General features: G+C 64.3%; 11 protein-coding genes. 5 read left to right on the forward strand and 6 right to left on the reverse strand.

Translation table 11 applies throughout. From position 1 onward, the window contains the following. A partial coding sequence (locus tag AAGI46_08990) for an aconitase family protein (protein MEM1012344.1) occupies nucleotides 1-775 on the reverse strand: 775 nt, incomplete at its 3' end. 351 nt (nucleotides 776-1126) lie between these two features. On the opposite strand from AAGI46_08990, the gene AAGI46_08995 reads away from it, so the two are divergent. Together AAGI46_08995 and AAGI46_09000 are read left to right on the forward strand one after the other, a co-directional pair. Then, the gene (locus AAGI46_08995) at nucleotides 1127-3511 is read left to right on the forward strand and encodes a PAS domain S-box protein (protein MEM1012345.1); all 2385 of its coding nucleotides are present in this window, start codon (nucleotides 1127-1129) and stop codon (nucleotides 3509-3511) included. A gap of 223 nt (nucleotides 3512-3734) precedes the next feature. Next, a complete protein-coding gene (locus AAGI46_09000) occupies nucleotides 3735-4337 on the forward strand; it encodes a rhomboid family intramembrane serine protease (protein MEM1012346.1) in 603 nt (200 codons plus the stop codon). 4 nt (nucleotides 4338-4341) lie between these two features. Here AAGI46_09000 and AAGI46_09005 read toward each other — a convergent pair whose 3' ends face one another. Together AAGI46_09005 and AAGI46_09010 are read right to left on the reverse strand one after the other, a co-directional pair. Further along, nucleotides 4342-5238 (reverse strand): SMP-30/gluconolactonase/LRE family protein, encoded by an 897-nt coding sequence (locus tag AAGI46_09005; protein ID MEM1012347.1) that lies wholly within the window; start codon nucleotides 5236-5238, stop codon nucleotides 4342-4344. 16 nt (nucleotides 5239-5254) lie between these two features. Next, on the reverse strand, nucleotides 5255-6154 hold the full coding sequence (locus AAGI46_09010) for a metallophosphoesterase (GenBank protein MEM1012348.1): 900 nt from the start codon (nucleotides 6152-6154) through the stop codon (nucleotides 5255-5257). Between the two features lie 63 nt (nucleotides 6155-6217). Here AAGI46_09010 and AAGI46_09015 point away from each other — a divergent pair, with 63 nt between their 5' ends. The 3 genes from AAGI46_09015 to AAGI46_09025 are packed head-to-tail and all read left to right on the forward strand — an operon-like array spanning nucleotide 6218 to nucleotide 10946. Further along, nucleotides 6218-7006, forward strand: a complete 789-nt coding sequence (locus tag AAGI46_09015; protein ID MEM1012349.1) for an ABC transporter ATP-binding protein — start codon at nucleotides 6218-6220, stop codon at nucleotides 7004-7006. A 9-nt stretch (nucleotides 7007-7015) separates the two neighbouring features. Then, nucleotides 7016-9823: an FtsX-like permease family protein gene (locus AAGI46_09020; GenBank protein ID MEM1012350.1), complete on the forward strand. Its 2808-nt coding sequence runs from the start codon at nucleotides 7016-7018 to the stop codon at nucleotides 9821-9823. A gap of 31 nt (nucleotides 9824-9854) precedes the next feature. Beyond that, nucleotides 9855-10946, forward strand: coding sequence for a phosphotransferase (locus tag AAGI46_09025; GenBank protein ID MEM1012351.1), 1092 nt, complete (start codon nucleotides 9855-9857; stop codon nucleotides 10944-10946). 10 nt (nucleotides 10947-10956) lie between these two features. On the opposite strand, the gene AAGI46_09030 is transcribed toward AAGI46_09025, so the two are convergent. The 3 genes from AAGI46_09030 to AAGI46_09040 are packed head-to-tail and all read right to left on the reverse strand — an operon-like array spanning nucleotide 10957 to nucleotide 15005. Then, a complete protein-coding gene (locus AAGI46_09030; GenBank protein MEM1012352.1) occupies nucleotides 10957-12552 on the reverse strand; it encodes a 2Fe-2S iron-sulfur cluster-binding protein in 1596 nt (531 codons plus the stop codon). Nucleotides 12553-12609: 57 nt separating this feature from the next. Continuing rightward, entirely contained in the window at nucleotides 12610-13464 is an 855-nt protein-coding gene (locus tag AAGI46_09035; protein ID MEM1012353.1) for a hypothetical protein, read from the reverse strand. Nucleotides 13465-13514: 50 nt separating this feature from the next. After that, on the reverse strand, nucleotides 13515-15005 hold the full coding sequence (locus AAGI46_09040; GenBank protein ID MEM1012354.1) for a sodium:glutamate symporter: 1491 nt from the start codon (nucleotides 15003-15005) through the stop codon (nucleotides 13515-13517). Between the last annotated feature and the right edge of the window lie 434 nt (nucleotides 15006-15439).

A 15439-nucleotide genomic window follows, 5' to 3' on the forward strand; every position in this document is an offset into this window, starting at 1 on the left:
ACTGAAGGGTCTTCTCGTCGACGTCGCACACGCCGTTCTTGCCACCGGCCTCGATGGCCATGTTGGTGAGCGTCATGCGATCTTCGAGGGTGAGCGACGCGATGCCGTCGCCCGCGAAGTACATCGAGCGATAGGTCGCCCCGTCGACGCCGATCTCACCGATGACGGCGAGGATCATGTCCTTGGCGGTCAGATACGGCGGGATTTCACCGTCGAAGTCGAACCGCATTGTCGGCGGCACCTTGAGCCACGTCTTGCCGGTGCCGAGCACGAAGGCCGCGTCGGTGTTGCCGACGCCCGTCGCGAACTGTCCGAATGCCCCGGCCGTGCAGGTGTGGCTGTCGGTGCCGAGCAGAATCTCGCCCGGACGGACGTGCCCTTCCTCGGGCAGTGCCTTGTGACACACGCCCTTGTAGCTCGTCTTGGTCGGGTCGAGATACGGCGAGGGCATGCCCTCCTTCTCGATGAAGTCGGGGTCGTAATAGTACTTGAGGCCCTGGTCCCTGACGAACTGCCGGAGCAGCTGGACGTTCCGGTAACTCTTCAGGTCGGCCGTGAAGATGTAGTGGTCTGGCACGATCACCACGCGGTCCGGGTCCCAGACGCGAGCGTCCTTGCCGAACTCCTGCTGGAAGATGCCAACGGTGCCTGGGCCGCAGACGTCGTGCGTCATCAGCACGTCAACATCGACCCAGACGCTTTCCCCCGGGCGAATCGACGCCTTCTGGGCGTGCTTGGCCAGAATTTTCTCCGTGATCGTCATCGGCAACGGCATGGCACCAGACAGTATGCGTCGTGCAAGGGCTTTCGGCTAAACCGATCGCACGGAGATGTCGATTGCCGTCAAGTGAGCCGCCGTCGATCTCAATGCACACGCTCAGCGGATGCCGCTTCGTCGACGGCATCGGATGAAGCAATGCAGAGCCTTGGCCTAGGGATGCGGCTATCACCCGCTGACACTTCTGAACGCTCGATCGGCATGCCGTGCGCCTCCGACCATCGAACAAGAGCGGTTACGCCGCAGCAGCAGACTGCTCTGAAGAATTTGACGTGCGAGACGATGGCGCGGAACAAGCTGCGCGGAATCGGCTGCAGCGCAGCCGACTGTTGTCGAGACTTGGAGACATTGGAAACCATTGTCACGGCGACGCAGCACGGCGTCATGCTCGTCGATGAGCAGAATGTCATCACGTACGCCAACCGAGCGTTCACCGACCTGACTGGCCTTGAGGTCGGCGAGTCGATGGGCCAGTTCCCGCGCGAAAGACTCTGCGGACCTGACACGGATCCGGTCGCCCTTGCCGAGATGCGCTCCCAGATGGCCCAGGGCAGGCCCGTCACACGCAAAATTCGCAGCTACGCAAAGAACGGGCAGACGTATTGGGCCGAAGCCGAGCTGCAGCCGCTCCACGACGAGCGTGGTCGGGTCACGCAGTGGCTCGTCGTCGAACGCGACATCACACTGCAACACGAGATCTTGCTCGAACAGCAACGAATCGAGGACCGGCATCGAATGGTGCTCGATTCCTCGCTCGACGCCATCGTCACGATGGGGCCGACTGGACAGATCACCGGCTGGAATCGTCAAGCGCGGATCATCTTCGGTTGGACCGAGGCCGAGGCGATTGGACGTCAGCTATTTGAAACGATCATGCCAAGCGAGCAACGTCTGGCACATGACCGCTGGTTCGCAGGTCTTGATGCTGGCGATCGCGAGGTCATCGGCGAGCGGCTCGACGTCATCGCACTGCGGCGTAGCGGACAGACCTTCCCAGCCGAACTGTCGATCGTTCCACTGCGCTCGGGCAACGGCGTCGTCGAGTTCAGCCTCTTTGTCCGAGATGTGAGCGAGCAACGAGCAACGCAAGCAAAGATTGCCTCCCAGGAGAAGCGGATCGCAAGTATCGCGGAAAACTCGCCTGGCGTGCTGTTTCAGTGGCACCTGGACGAAGATGGTCAGCACTCGATGCCGTTCGCAAGCCATGCAATCGAGGAGATCGTCGGCGTGGAAGCGTCGGATGCGATGCGAGACATTGCCCTGTTTCTGGACCGCGTCAATCCGGACGATGCCGCGGAGATGTTGCGTCTCGTTCGATCATCAGCCAACGATCTGACCCCATGCGAGTGGCGAGGGCGAATCATCAAACCAAACGGCGACGTGCGCCACATCCATGCAAGGAGCCGCCCTGAACGACTGATGGACGGTTCTGTACTTTGGGACGGACTTCTGACCGACGAAACCGAGGCCAAGCGCATCAACACGGAGCTAGAGCACGCCAAAGAAGCAGCCGAAGCTGCCAGCGTCGCCACGAGTGCGTTCCTTGCCAACATGAGCCATGAGATCCGGACCCCGCTCAGTCACGTGATCAGCTTTGGCGATCTAGTCGAGCAGAACCTCGTCGCCGACGCTGGAGGACCTGAGCCGACCGTCCCGCTCTCCACGGCCGAACGTCTCGAAGCATCGCAAACAATCTGCCGAAGTGGCCGGCACCTCCTGACGGTGCTCAACGACATCCTCGACATCTCGAAGATCGAAGCTGGGCGGATGGATATTGAGGAAGTCGAATTCGATCCGGCAACGGTGGTCGAGGAAGTGGCAGGCCTGACGAGTGTGAATGCGGCCGAGAAGGGACTCACCTTCGAAGTCTGTTACGAAACGCGTATCCCACAAAGTATCCTGGGCGATCCGACACGACTGCGTCAGTCCCTTTTGAACCTGGTCGGCAACGCTGTCAAATTCACACGCAACGGCGGTGTCATGCTGCGAGTGCGTTGTGACGCAGCGCAAGAACCATTGCGACTCGTCTTCGATGTCCTCGACAGTGGCATCGGCATCTCCAAGGAGCATCAACAGCAGCTTTTCCAAGCCTTCGTGCAAGCCGACATCAGCGCGACAAGGAAGTTTGGGGGAACCGGACTCGGATTGGCGATCAGTCGTCAGTTCGTTCGGCTCATGGGTGGCGAGCTGACGTGCACAAGCACGCTCGGCCTCGGCAGTCATTTCACCATCACGCTCCCGATTGACTCTGACGGAGTCAGCATGGTCCTCCATGACAGCCTTCGGGACATTGCTTCAACCCCCAATTGCATGCTTGACAACATCCGAATTCTTCTCGTCGAGGATGGGCCCGAAAACCAGTGGCTCATCGGCATCCACCTCCGCAACGCCGGCGCCGACGTCGTTTCTGCAGCCCACGGGCGCTCAGGCGTGGAAGCTTTCAATGACGCGAAGACGGCCGGCGAGCCGTTCGATGCGATTCTGATGGACATGCAGATGCCCGTCCTCGATGGCTACGGCGCGACGGCCGAGCTTCGCGAGAGCGGCTGCACCATCCCGATCATCGCGTTCACCGCGCACGCAATGATCGGCGACAAGGACAAGTGCCTCGCCGCAGGCTGCGACGCTTACCAAACCAAGCCGATCGACGGGCCTCTCCTGGTCGAGACGATTCGGAACCTGGTCGACACGAGCCGCGGCAACGCAAGCGACGAGGTCCGCGAAGCCGCCTGAGCTTGCGACGGTCACCCACCTTGCGTCGATACAGTTGACGATGATCCGCCCTCAGCCTTCTGGCCGAAACGCCGGTGCCGGCGCGGCCTTTGCGCGACTGCGAAGCCGCTCCCGCTTTTGGAGTGTCTCGACCTGGCTGATCGTGCTTTGCATCAGCATCCACGTGATCGTCAATATTCTCGCGCGGTTTGGTCCCAACCTGTATGCGTTTGGATGGTTCTCGGTGAGCGAGACCTTCGCTGGCCTCCAGGCTTGGCGACTGGTGACGTTCCAGTTCCTTCACGGCAGCTTGCTCCACCTCGGAATGAACTGCCTTGGGCTGTGGGTGTTCGGTTCGATGGTCGAACGTCGCCTCGGTAAGGCACGAACGCTCGCGTTATACCTCGTTTGCGGCTTTGGCGGTGCTTTCGGCTTTGTCCTGCTCTTCGCGACGGGGATCGTTCGGGCGACCTCGACGACACCGCTCATCGGCGCTTCGGCAGGCGTCTTTGGTCTCATTGCCGCGGCAATGCGGCTCTTCCCGAATCGCATCCTGCACTTGGTGTTTCCTCCAATCGACATCACGGTCTTCCGCGTTGGTGCCGTCTACCTCGCGCTGGCGGCTTTCATCGTTCTGGCACACGGCAATCGTCTCGATGCGAACGCCGGCGGCGAGGCGGCGCACCTTGGCGGGGCCGCTGTCGGCTGGCTTTTGGCCGGCCACCTCGCCCTGCTCGCCTGGGCCGACCGCATCGTCCCGCCGCAGTGGCGCATGCCTGGTCACCGGCATCAGACGTCGCGTGACACGCCGATGCCCAAGGGCTGGAAGTACCACGACTACCGCTGATCGCTCAGATCCCTTCGACGAGCGTGTCGACCGCGTAGAGGCCGGTCCGCGACGTCATGAAGAGCGTCTTCATGCCGTCGCCGCCGAACCGGCAGTTGGCGGGCGACTCGGGGCAGAGGATCTTGCCGATCCGCGTGCCATCTGGCTGAAAGACGTGCACGCCGTCGCCAGCGGTGACGAACAGCCGACCTCCCGTGTCGACGCGCATGCCATCCGGCACGCCCTCGTCGATCTCGCAGATCACCGTGCCGCCCGACAGCGATCCGTCGTCTGCGAGATCGAACACCCGAACGTGCTTGCGCGAATCGTCGTTGATGTAGAGCTTGGACAGGTCCGGCGAAAAGCAGAGCCCGTTGGGCCTCTCGAAGTCGCGAACGGCAGGCACCGCTGACGTGGCTCCGGCATCGAGTCGAAACACCCACATGCCGCCATAGCTGGAGTGCTTTGCGAACTTGTCGTCGCTCATGCCGTGCACCGGATCAGTGAAAAAGACTGCACCGGTTTTTGGATGGACGACAACGTCATTGGGCCGATTGAGCGGCAGCGGCTCGCCGCCGTCGACGTAGCTGTCGACCAGTACTCGTCGCTCACCGCCGATGGCCGGCTCGGTGATGCTGACGCATCGGCTTTCGCCTTCGCACGTGTAGAGGTGGCCGTCGCTGTCGGTGGTGTTTCCGTTGGCGTTGTGGCTTTCGTCGCGATAGACGCTCACGCCGGCTGACGCGCTCCAGACGTACATCTTCGACGCCGGGATATCGCTGAAGACGAGCCGATCGCCCAGCCAGACGGGTCCTTCGAGGAACTTGAATCCGTCCGCCAGCTTGCGGACCGGGGCGTCGTGCGCGACGACTCGGTCCATCTCGACAGGCATGTCATCTTTTCGGGTCGGCAGGTCGCTCATGCCCCCACGATAACCACTAAAGCTCCAGCACGATCATTCGCTTCTCGGTGTAGCCGCTACCGACGTTCGTGAGCTGGACGTCGCCGCGTGTCGCTTCGCGGGCGATGTGGGAGTGGCCACACACGACGTGGCGGACGTTGCGGAATGTCGTCGCGACATCGCCGAAGATGGGGCTGCCGAGGTACGCACGGGCGAAGGCGTACTTCAGTCGGTCGGGCGGAATCGCCCCCGAGGGCCGACGTGGCAGAAGGTCATTCGTCGGGCAGACGTGCACGCCCACCGCCACACGCTCGGCCTCCGACACGGCCTGAAGGTCCTTCCGAAGCGATTCCGCCCGTTCGCGGCAGAAGAGTGTGTCGTCGGTCAGGCCCTGAATGAAGCGAGCGTCGTTCCATCGGGCGAAGAAGCTTCGAGCATGCTCGGGAACGTCATCCGCCCCAGGACGCAGGTCGTTGCCGCTCACGTACGCCGCAGCCGCGGGACTGAGCTTGTCGCGATAAAACCGAATCGGCAGGCCCAACCCCTCGTCGGCAAAACCGTAGTCGTACCAGCCGCTGGTCCCGACGACCGCGACGTCGCCGTCACGCCACGGATCGCCTGGCAGCCAGTGCCATCCGCAGTCGCGAACGCGTCGGGGCAGTTCCCGCCGAAGCAGCTGGTGGACGTCGGTCTTGTCGATTCGGCTCCAGTACTCGTGATTTCCGGGCAGGAACAGCCGCGGCCGTCCGTCATCCGCGAAGAGCGAGAGCGCCTCTTCCAGGTGACGCTCGTCACTCGTGGCCGCGTCGCCGGCGATGAGCAGTGCGTCGGCATCGGTCGTCGGCCAGGTGCGCGCGAGCTCCTCTGCCGCGGCGCGGCTCTTGGCGACGTCGTGATGGACGTCGGCGGTGACGGCAAGTCGGAAGGGTTGCCCCACGGGGCCGATTGATAGGCCGGACGCAACAACGACCCGCAGCAAGCCCCTACTCTGCCCGACCGGATGTCCACGTCAGCGGCCTCGAACAATCACGACCAGAGCCTCCCGCCGCTGCAGCTCAAGCACGTCGTCAAGACCTTCGGGGACGGCGCGGTCACGGCCGTCGATCAGGTCGATCTGACCATCGAGCCGGGCACGCTCACGGCCATCATGGGTCGCAGCGGCAGCGGCAAGAGCACGCTGCTCCACCTCGCCGCCGGTCTGACACGTCCGGACGAGGGGCACGTGGAGGTCGCCGGCGAGGACTTAGCGACGATGGACGATCGCCGCCTGACGCTCTTTCGCCGAAGGCAGATTGGGCTTGTTTTCCAGAGCTTCAACCTGATTCCGACGCTCGACGCCCGCGAGAACGTCGCCCTGCCGCTGACGCTCGATCGCAAGCACTACGCCGATGAGCACGGCGACGCCTCGCCCAGCGATCGCGCGACGCAACTCCTCGGCATGCTCGGGCTGGAAGATCGTGTGACCCACCGGCCCGATGCCATGAGCGGCGGAGAGCAGCAACGCGTCGCCATCGCCCGCGCCCTCGCGGCCGATCCCGCGCTGGTGCTCGCCGACGAGCCGACCGGCAACCTCGACTCCGCCAACGGCGAGGACGTCTGCGTCCTGCTTCGCGGCTTGGTCGACCAGGGACGCACGATCGTCATGGTGACGCACGAGCCGGCCGTCGCGGCGTTCGCGACGCGGACCGTCGTCATGAAGGACGGCCGCGTCGTCGACGACTTCGCGGTCGAATCCGGTGACGACGGCGTGCGACACCTCGCCGAGCGATACCAGTCGGCGACCGCGTGATCTCGCGTGATGTTTCGGCTTGTCCTGGCCAACCTCCTTCGGCGTCCGGCGCGGACGATCCTGACTGTCGCCGCCATCGCTCTCAGTGTCGCGCTCGTCGTCAGCACGACCAGCGGCTACGCCTCGGCCGAGCTGGCGGTCCGTGGGTTCATCAACGACTTTCTCGGCTCGGACGACCTCCGCATCGACCAGCGCACCGACTCCGACGGCATCCCCGGCTCGTTCATCAACGAGCTTCGCCGCGACCCGCAAGTCGCAAACGCCTACGGCCGACTCGCGGTCAATCGGCACCTGCGAAGCTCCACCGGCGACGCGATCGCGACGCCCTTCACGGTCCTCGGCGTCGATCCGGACACCGACGGCTACATCAGCCGATTGCCGCTGGATTCGGGCAGGCTCTTCGACGAGATCGACGCCAACGAGATCGTGCTCGACACCTTCGCGCGCGACAATCTCGGCGTCGAGCTTGGCGACACGGTCACCCTGCCAGGGCCGGCGGGCAATGTCGATCTGGAGGTCGTCGGCATCATCTTCAAGCCCGGCATCCTCAACATCATGGGAGCCCAGTCGATCTACATGCCCCTGCGAACGCTGCAGGAGCTGACGCGACCCGAGGCTCCCGATCGCCACTCGACCGTGCTGGCGGAGTTGGTTCAAGGCGCGGAGATTGGACCTGTTGTCGACCGACTCGCTGATCGATTCGAAGCCGAGGGCAAGCCGTGGCGGCCGATCTCGCTGCGGGCGACGCGCGAGACCGTCGACGACGGACTCGCCGTCATGAACCTGCTGTCGCTGATGGGCGGCATGGTCAGCCTGCTGGCGGCTGCGTTCATCGTGTTCGGAACGCTTTCGATGGGCGTGGCAGAGCGGCAGCGAACGCTGGCGATGCTCCGCAGCATCGGCGCGACCAAGTTACAGGTCGCCGGCGGTGTTGTCGGCGAAGGCTTGATGCTGGCATTGCTGGGCGTGACGATCGGTGTGCCGCTCGGCGTCGTCTTCGTCTTTGGCCTGACCACGACGTTCAGCGCGATCTTCTCTGCAGGTGTGGCGATCGGCTGGCTCGGCATCGTCGCGGCCGTCCTCGGCATGGCAGCGATCGCGATGCTCGCCTCGGCGGCGCCGGCGTGGACGGCGTCCCGGGTCGATCCGCTGTCGGCTATGCGCCCGGCGGCCGCTCCCGCGCGGAAGGGACCGCCTTGGCGCAGCTTCGTCATCGGGCTGTTCCTGATGTCGATCGACGTGCTGCTGCTGTGGCTGCCACTGCCGATCATCGACGGGCTGTACGAACTTGAGCGGAACGTGCGATTCTGGATGCACTTCCTGATCGGGCTGCCGCTGCTCATGCTCGGGTTCTTCCTGATCGCCCCGATGCTGATCTGGCTGGCCGACCAGGTGCTGAGTCGCCCTGTCTCTCGCCTCCTCGGCCTGACGCCGGGGCTTTTGCGGCAACAGCTGGGCGGTGGCCTCTGGCGTGCGGCGGGCACGGCGGCGGCGCTCATGGTCGGGCCGGCGGTGCTCATCGTCATGAACACGCAGGGCCGCAGCGGCATCGAGGGGTGGCAACTGCCCGACGACTTCCCCGACGTCTTCCTCTACAACAAGAACGGCATCCCTGCAGACCGCATCGACGAGCTCGGCGAGGTCGATGGCTTCGCCCGACTGCCCGACGGCTCGCCCGACATCTCACCCATCGGCTATCTCCACCCGCGGCTCGGCGACAGCTTCTTCGCCATCGCCGGCGGCGTAGCGATCGAGAGCACCATGTTCATCGCGATCGATCCCAATCGGATCTTCACGATGATGGACCTCGACTTCACCGCCGGCGACGCCGACTCGGCCGCCCGACTACTCGATCGCGGCGTCCGCGCAACGCTTGACGACGGCACCAGCGTCTTTGGCACGATCGAGCCGGGCGACGTCCTCAAGACGCTCGAGACCGTCGACGAGCCCGGCCGCGACATTCCAATGGCCGAGGTTGTCTCGACCGAGGGAGCGCACTTCCTCATCGTCACAGAGGAGTTTCGCCAGCTCCGCGGGCTCGGCCCGGGCGATCCGTTCATCCTTCGCAAGCCCGGTCAGGGTTTGGTCGGCAGAATCCGCGGCGAGCCGGTGGAGTTCATCATCACCGGCGTCGTCCGGAGCCCGGGGATCGACGTGATGGTCTCCAGCTTTGACCTTTCGAACCAATTCGAAGGCCAAAGCGCCGCGAGTGTCTTCGGCACGCTCGACGACGCGCGTCAGCTGTTCAACATGCAGGACGTCTTCCTCGTCGCGGCCAACCTGGAGATGGGCATCGACAAGGAGGTTGTCGTCGCCCGCGTCGCCGATCAGCTGGGCGACAGCGGCATCGCGATCAGCGACGTCCGCCAGCTCAAGTTCGAGATTCAGCAAGGCCTTAAGCGGCTGCTGCTCGTCGCCGGAACGGTCGCGTGGGCGGCGCTGGCGGTGTCGAGCCTGGGCGTGACGAACACCGTCATGGCCGGCGTTCGGTCGAGGCGCTATCAGCTGGGCGTCCTCCGGGCGATCGGCGTGACGCGGGGCGAGATGGGTCGGCTGATCGTCGCCGAGGCCGTGCTGCTGGGCCTCGCAGCGGCAGCGCTGGGCATTTCGGCGGGGTTGCTCATGGCCATGAATTCGCGACAACTCCAGTCATGGACAGTCGGCTACGTCCCGCCGTTACGCGTCGCGTGGGACGTCATCGTGATCGGCGTGGTGACCGTGATCGTGGTCAGCATGCTGGCCGCGTGGTGGCCTGCCCGGCGGGCATCGCGCGAGCCGGTCCTGTCGCTGCTGTCGGCGGGCAGGTCGGCGACGTGAGAAGGTCGTAAGCTCTCCGCGACCTCTCGCGATGAGCCAAGTGCGTCCACCAGTCTCGTCCGCTCGCTCGTCGTCTGCCGTCGTGGGTGAGGCCCACGCGACCTTTGCCCGCGACGAGCTGGTGAAGGTGCTGAGCCAGTACGACCTCGGCCCGGTGGACGCGTTGGACGACTTTCCTCGTGGCAGCCGCAAGGCACCCAAACTGGTCCTCAAGACAAAGAGCGGCCGGTACCTGCTCAAGCGTCGCGCCCGAGGCCGAGGCGGCGAGGATCAGAACAAGGTCGCCTTCTGCCACGCACTGCAGGACCACCTCGCGGCCAAGCAGTTTCCGCTGCCGCATCTGGTGCCCACGCGCGACGATTCGGTCTCTGCCGGCGGGACGATGCTCGTGCTCGACAAGCAGATTTATGAGCTGTTCGAGTACATCCCGGGCGACGCGTACAACCAGAGCCTGGAGAGCACTTTCGACTCTGGCCGAGTTCTGTCGCTCTACCACACGCTGCTGGACGACTTCGAGACCAGCCACGAGACGCCCACTGGCAGCTACCACGGAGCGGTCGCGGTCGAGAAGGGTTTCGACCGCATTCTTGCACACTTCGCCGGGAACAAGAAAGTCGCAGGCGTCTGCCGGTTTCTGCTCGACAGCTACCTGCACGCGCGTGACTCGGCCGACGACGCGGGCCTGAGCGACTGGCCGCCGCAGATCGTCCACGGCGACTGGCACCCGGGCAACATGCTCTTCCGTCAGAAACGCGTCACCGCCGTCATCGACTACGACTCGGCCAGGCGTCTTCCGCGTGTCATCGACTCGGCCAACGGGGCCCTGCAGTTCTCCATCCTCGGCGGCGGCGAGGACCTCGCTAGCTGGCCGGAATATCTCGACGAGAGCCGGTTCAAGCGGTTCCTACGCGGGTACGACGAGGTGTCGATGCTCAGCGAGGCCGAGCTGACGAGCACGCCGTGGCTGATGGTCGAAGCTCTGATTGCCGAGGCGGTCTACCCGATCGCGGCGACGGGTCAGTTCGGCAAGCTTGAGGGTGCCGGCTTCCTCGACATGGTCCAGCGCAAGGTCGTTTGGCTCCAGCAGAACGCCGACCGCCTGGTCAGCGTCGTCGGGAACTGAGCCAGGCTGACTACAGCTCAGCGAACTCGAACGTCTCGGAGGCCGTCTCCGTCTCGGCGGTCAATTCGATGCCAGCGAAGGCGTCGTCCTTCTCGGACAGCTCGTGGCGGATCGCCTGCGCGTCATAGCCGTCGCGGCCGAGGAGTTTGGCGAAGACCTCGCCTTCGACGTGCGTGCCGGGAAGCGGCTCGATCGCCGGCTCGAAGGGCTGGATGCGGTTGTCGATGTTCTCCCACGTCCCGTCCTTCTCCGCCCATGTCGCTGCGGGAACAACAACGTCGGCCGCCTCAACAATCGCGTTCGGGATCGTCTCTGTCGTGACGACGAAGGCATCCTTCAGTGACGCCGGCATTGCGTCGGTCGTCACCCACTTGTCGAGGTAGTTGCCTGTGACCCAGGCCCCTTTGACGTCCATGCTGGAAAGCTCGTCCCATTGCGCAGTCTTGCCGCCGAGGAGCTTCAGCACGCGTTCGATGCCGCGCTTGTTCGGCACCTTCTCGGCGCGAATGCGGAACGTCTCGTCGCCCGTGATGTAGTGCTTGAAGACCTCGTCCTCACCCGCTGTCGGGATCGGCCCGAGCACGAGTGTCGCTTCGGGATCAAGCTCCCGAATCAGAAGGCCTAGCAGATACGCCTCCTCGCTGGCAAGCATCGGCGAGAGGACCGCGACGAGCGAGCCATTGCCATTCGACTGGACGGCCTGCTTCAGCCCGTTCATCGCCGCGTCGAGTGCATCGCCGGCACCGGCGGGCTCCTGGATGCCCTTGTCTTTCACGATGGCGTACCGAAGACGGTCGTCGCGATGGACGGCCTTGTACGTGTACCGCGTGTCGTCGCTGATCCACCAGTCGTTGACGTCCGTGTTGTACCGCGGCTTGACACGCCAGATCTTGCCTTCGTTGTGCTGCAGGTAGACGTTCTCACCACCGGCGTCTGCCGGGGAGATGCTGCGGGCGTTCTTCAGCAGCCAGACCCGCTGCTGGAAGAGGAAGTCCCGATCGAGCAGCGCCCCGACCGGGCACAGGTCAACGACGTTGCCCGACAGCTTGTTGTCCAGCGGCGCGCCGGGATAGATGTCGATCTGCTCCGTGCTGCCGCGTCCCTTGACCATCAGCTCGCCCTCGCCGCTGACTTCGCGGGTGAAGCGGACGCAGCGGGTGCACATGATGCACCGGTCGTTGTAGAGCATCACGTGCTCGCCGACGATCTTCTTGGGCTTCTTGCCCTTGTCCTCTTCGAAGCGGCTCTCGCTTCGGCCGTACTGGTAGCTGTAATCCTGCAAGTAGCACTCGCCCGCCTGATCGCAGACGGGACAGTCGAGCGGGTGGTTGACGAGCAGGTACTCCATGACCTGCTTCTGGTTGGCCACGGCCCTGGGCGACTTGGTGTGGACGACCATGCCATCGCGAACCGGCGTCTGACACGTCGGCAGCAGCTTCGGAGCCCCTTCGACCTCGGCCAAACAAATCCGGCACGACGCCACCACACTCAGCCCTGGGTGGTAGCAGTAATGCGGCAACTCCATGCCCGCCCGGAGGCAGGCTTGCAGGATCAACTCACCCTGCTCAGCCTCAATCGTCTGCCCGTCGACCGTAATGCTCGGCATGGCAGCAGCGTAGGGGAGACGACGAAAGGTTTCACGGGATTGAGCCTTCCTGCCACATCACGGCCGCACGGGTTGCGTCGTGGTCATCTTCTGCAGTCGGCGCGTCTCAGTGGCCATCAGTCGCTGGGCCGCCTTGCTTGGAGCGAGCTCTGTTCTCGAAAGCAGAATTGCATCTCGGAGTTGTCCTGACCATCGAGATCTTCTTGACTCAATTGGCAAAAACAGGGCCGACTCGCCCGTCACGACGAGTCGCAGCGATTGACCAGGAGCCGTCGGCTGTTCCGGCCGAAGCTCAATCAACAGGGTGTTTTTGGACGCCCGAGCGACCGTCAAATCGATGGTCTCCAGTCGCATCGCACTGCCGAAGGCCATCTTCGCTTCTCCATCGCCTCGAATGGTCAAAATGCCGAAGCCACTCTCGTCGAACGAGATCACTTTGCCTGCCCAGGTTCCCTCGACGTCAGCGACTGAGACGGCCTCCTCATCATCCTCCCGCTCGGCGAAGGCATCCATTTCTCTCAGAGCGTCACCGGCCACTCCTGATGAGGCGAATGGCTTGGGAAGATATCGCAGCAGATCGTCTCTTCCGACAGCCTGCTCCGGCTTCAGATCGACCCGCGACGCAACCAGCCAATCGCCGGTCTCCTCGACCTTCAGCAGGAGGCTGTTTCCGTCGGTGACGTAGCGATAGTCCGTCGCGACATCCGTGCTGCTGAGCGTCATCTTCCCCGCGACGGGGACATCGAACGTGAACTCCACCCGCTCGCCATCGGCCGTCAGATTAACGCCGGTGCCATCATCGCCAAACGCGACGACGTCCCCGTCCTTCGTCAACCACGTGCCGATCAGGCCCTGTGCGGCCGAAGCAGTCATCAGAATTAGGACGGCCACGATGACCCAAGGTGCTCGCATGCTTCGAGCCTACTGCAGCGATCCGGTCTACAGAATTGGAAACTTGTAGTTCACGTCGTCCCGCGATCGCGAAGCTGCCAACCGATGGCGAAGAGCCCAATGAGGATCATCGCCATCATGGGCAGCACCCAGACGAAGCCGAATCGCTCCAGCGTCAGCGGCAGGATCAGGACCGTGATGAACCCGCCGCCGATGAAGGGGGCCGAGAGCGGCGAGGCGGTGGCGTAGTCGCTGGCGGCGTCGGTTTCGAGGTCGCGGTCGACGATCCGGAGCAGCAGCATGCCCTGGGCCGTCGTGGCGGTGCTCATGCCGTAGTTGATCAGGCCCAGCTCGAACCAGTGGCTCTTCGGCAGCAGCTTGCGACCCACTACCAGCAGGCAGAACGCCACCCAGGCGAAGCCGACGCCGAGGAGGATCAGCACCGGCAGCAAAAAGTCGGCGGCGGCTTCGAGGCGAAGCGTGGCCAAGGCGGCGACGATGAGGACTTCCATCGAGATGCCGACGAGCCGGGCGATGCTCCGGCCGTCGATGAGGTCGCCGACACCCAGTAGATGCATGGCCTCGCGTGTGAGCCACCCGCCGATGAGGGTGAAGAGGAAGAGCGGGATCTTGCCGACGAAGCCGAGCTGCTGTTCCGTCGCGATGAGCCCCGCCCCGAGCAGGAAGAGCTGCTGGAGCAGGTAGCCGATGCCGAACGCGACGCCGAGCAGGCAGAGCTGGAACGCCAGCGGGTCGATGACCTCGCTGCGGACCGTGGCGAGGGATGAGGGCTTTGGGTCGGAGCGATCTTCGAGCCCCGAGACGACGGGGACTTTGAACTCCGACGCCGCGACGCCAGTCGCGGATTCGGGAGGGAGAACGCTGTCCCCGGTTTCTGAAACCCCAGATCCGCGACTGGTGTCGCGGCGTCGGTCCGATTCACGATCAGTTGGTCCGCCCCGGAGCCACCCGCGTCGTACGCCCACGTTGACAAAGAAGATGCCGCTGACGACACCGTAGAGCAGGCCGGCCGTAGCGAACAGGAACGCGAGGTCTCGGCCCTGCGGGAAGCCCAGGCCGTCGAAGACTTCGCCCATCGCCGCCGCGGTGCCGTGGCCGCCGGCGAAGCCGGTTTCGATTAGTTGCCCGAAGCTTGGCGGGACGTCGAAGAAGGGGTAGATCAGGAACGCACAGGCCAGCAGTCCGACGAACGCCTGGCCGAAGACGATGATCCAGACGACGATGCCCTGCCGACTCGCGGCGACGATCGCTTGGCTGAACTTCTTGCCCGGCCGCTCCATCAGCAGGCCGGCGAAGACGACGGCGATGAGCAGCGACGGCCAGCCGTCGATGACGTTCGAGATGCTCGTGAAGCCGTCGCTGAGGCTTGGGCTCACGGTCTGCCGCACCGCAAGCTGCATCACGCCGAGGCCAACGAGCCCGCCGACGACGCTTGCCGGGATGAAGAGGTATCGCAGCGGCCCGAACGTTGCGCGAAGGGCGAAGCCGACCAGGAGCATCGCCAGCACGAAGAGCGTCGAGAGCAAGTAGGCGTCTGCCATGCGGTGTGGACGCTAACAGGTCGGGTGCCGCTCTGTATGAACGCCTTCGAAGTGCTGGTAGCTGCGGGGCTATGGCCCGCAGTCGGGCGTCCTGCAACTGGCTTCAGACTGCGGGCCGTAGCCCCGCAGCTACCTTGATTTAAAGTTCACATGGCCCGTCAATCTGAGCGAGCGAAGCGAGTCGAAGGACCTCGTCTGCTCGTCGCGACGCAACCGCTGCGAGGTCCCTCGGCTCCGCTCGGGACGACGGATGGGGCGTCAGTCCCAGCTCAGCCGTAGGGCGACGACGCCGCGGGGCGGCAGGTCGAGGCGGACGAAGGCTTGCCCGTTGGGGGCCTCTTCGATGAGGTATCGCTTCTCCTCCGGATGGAAGAGATCGCGCATCTGCCAGCCGGGAGGGTTGAGGGACGCATCGACGCCGACGCAGAGCCCAT

It is taken from the genome of Planctomycetota bacterium, assembly GCA_038746835.1.
GTDB lineage: Bacteria > Planctomycetota > Phycisphaerae > Tepidisphaerales > Tepidisphaeraceae > JBCDKH01.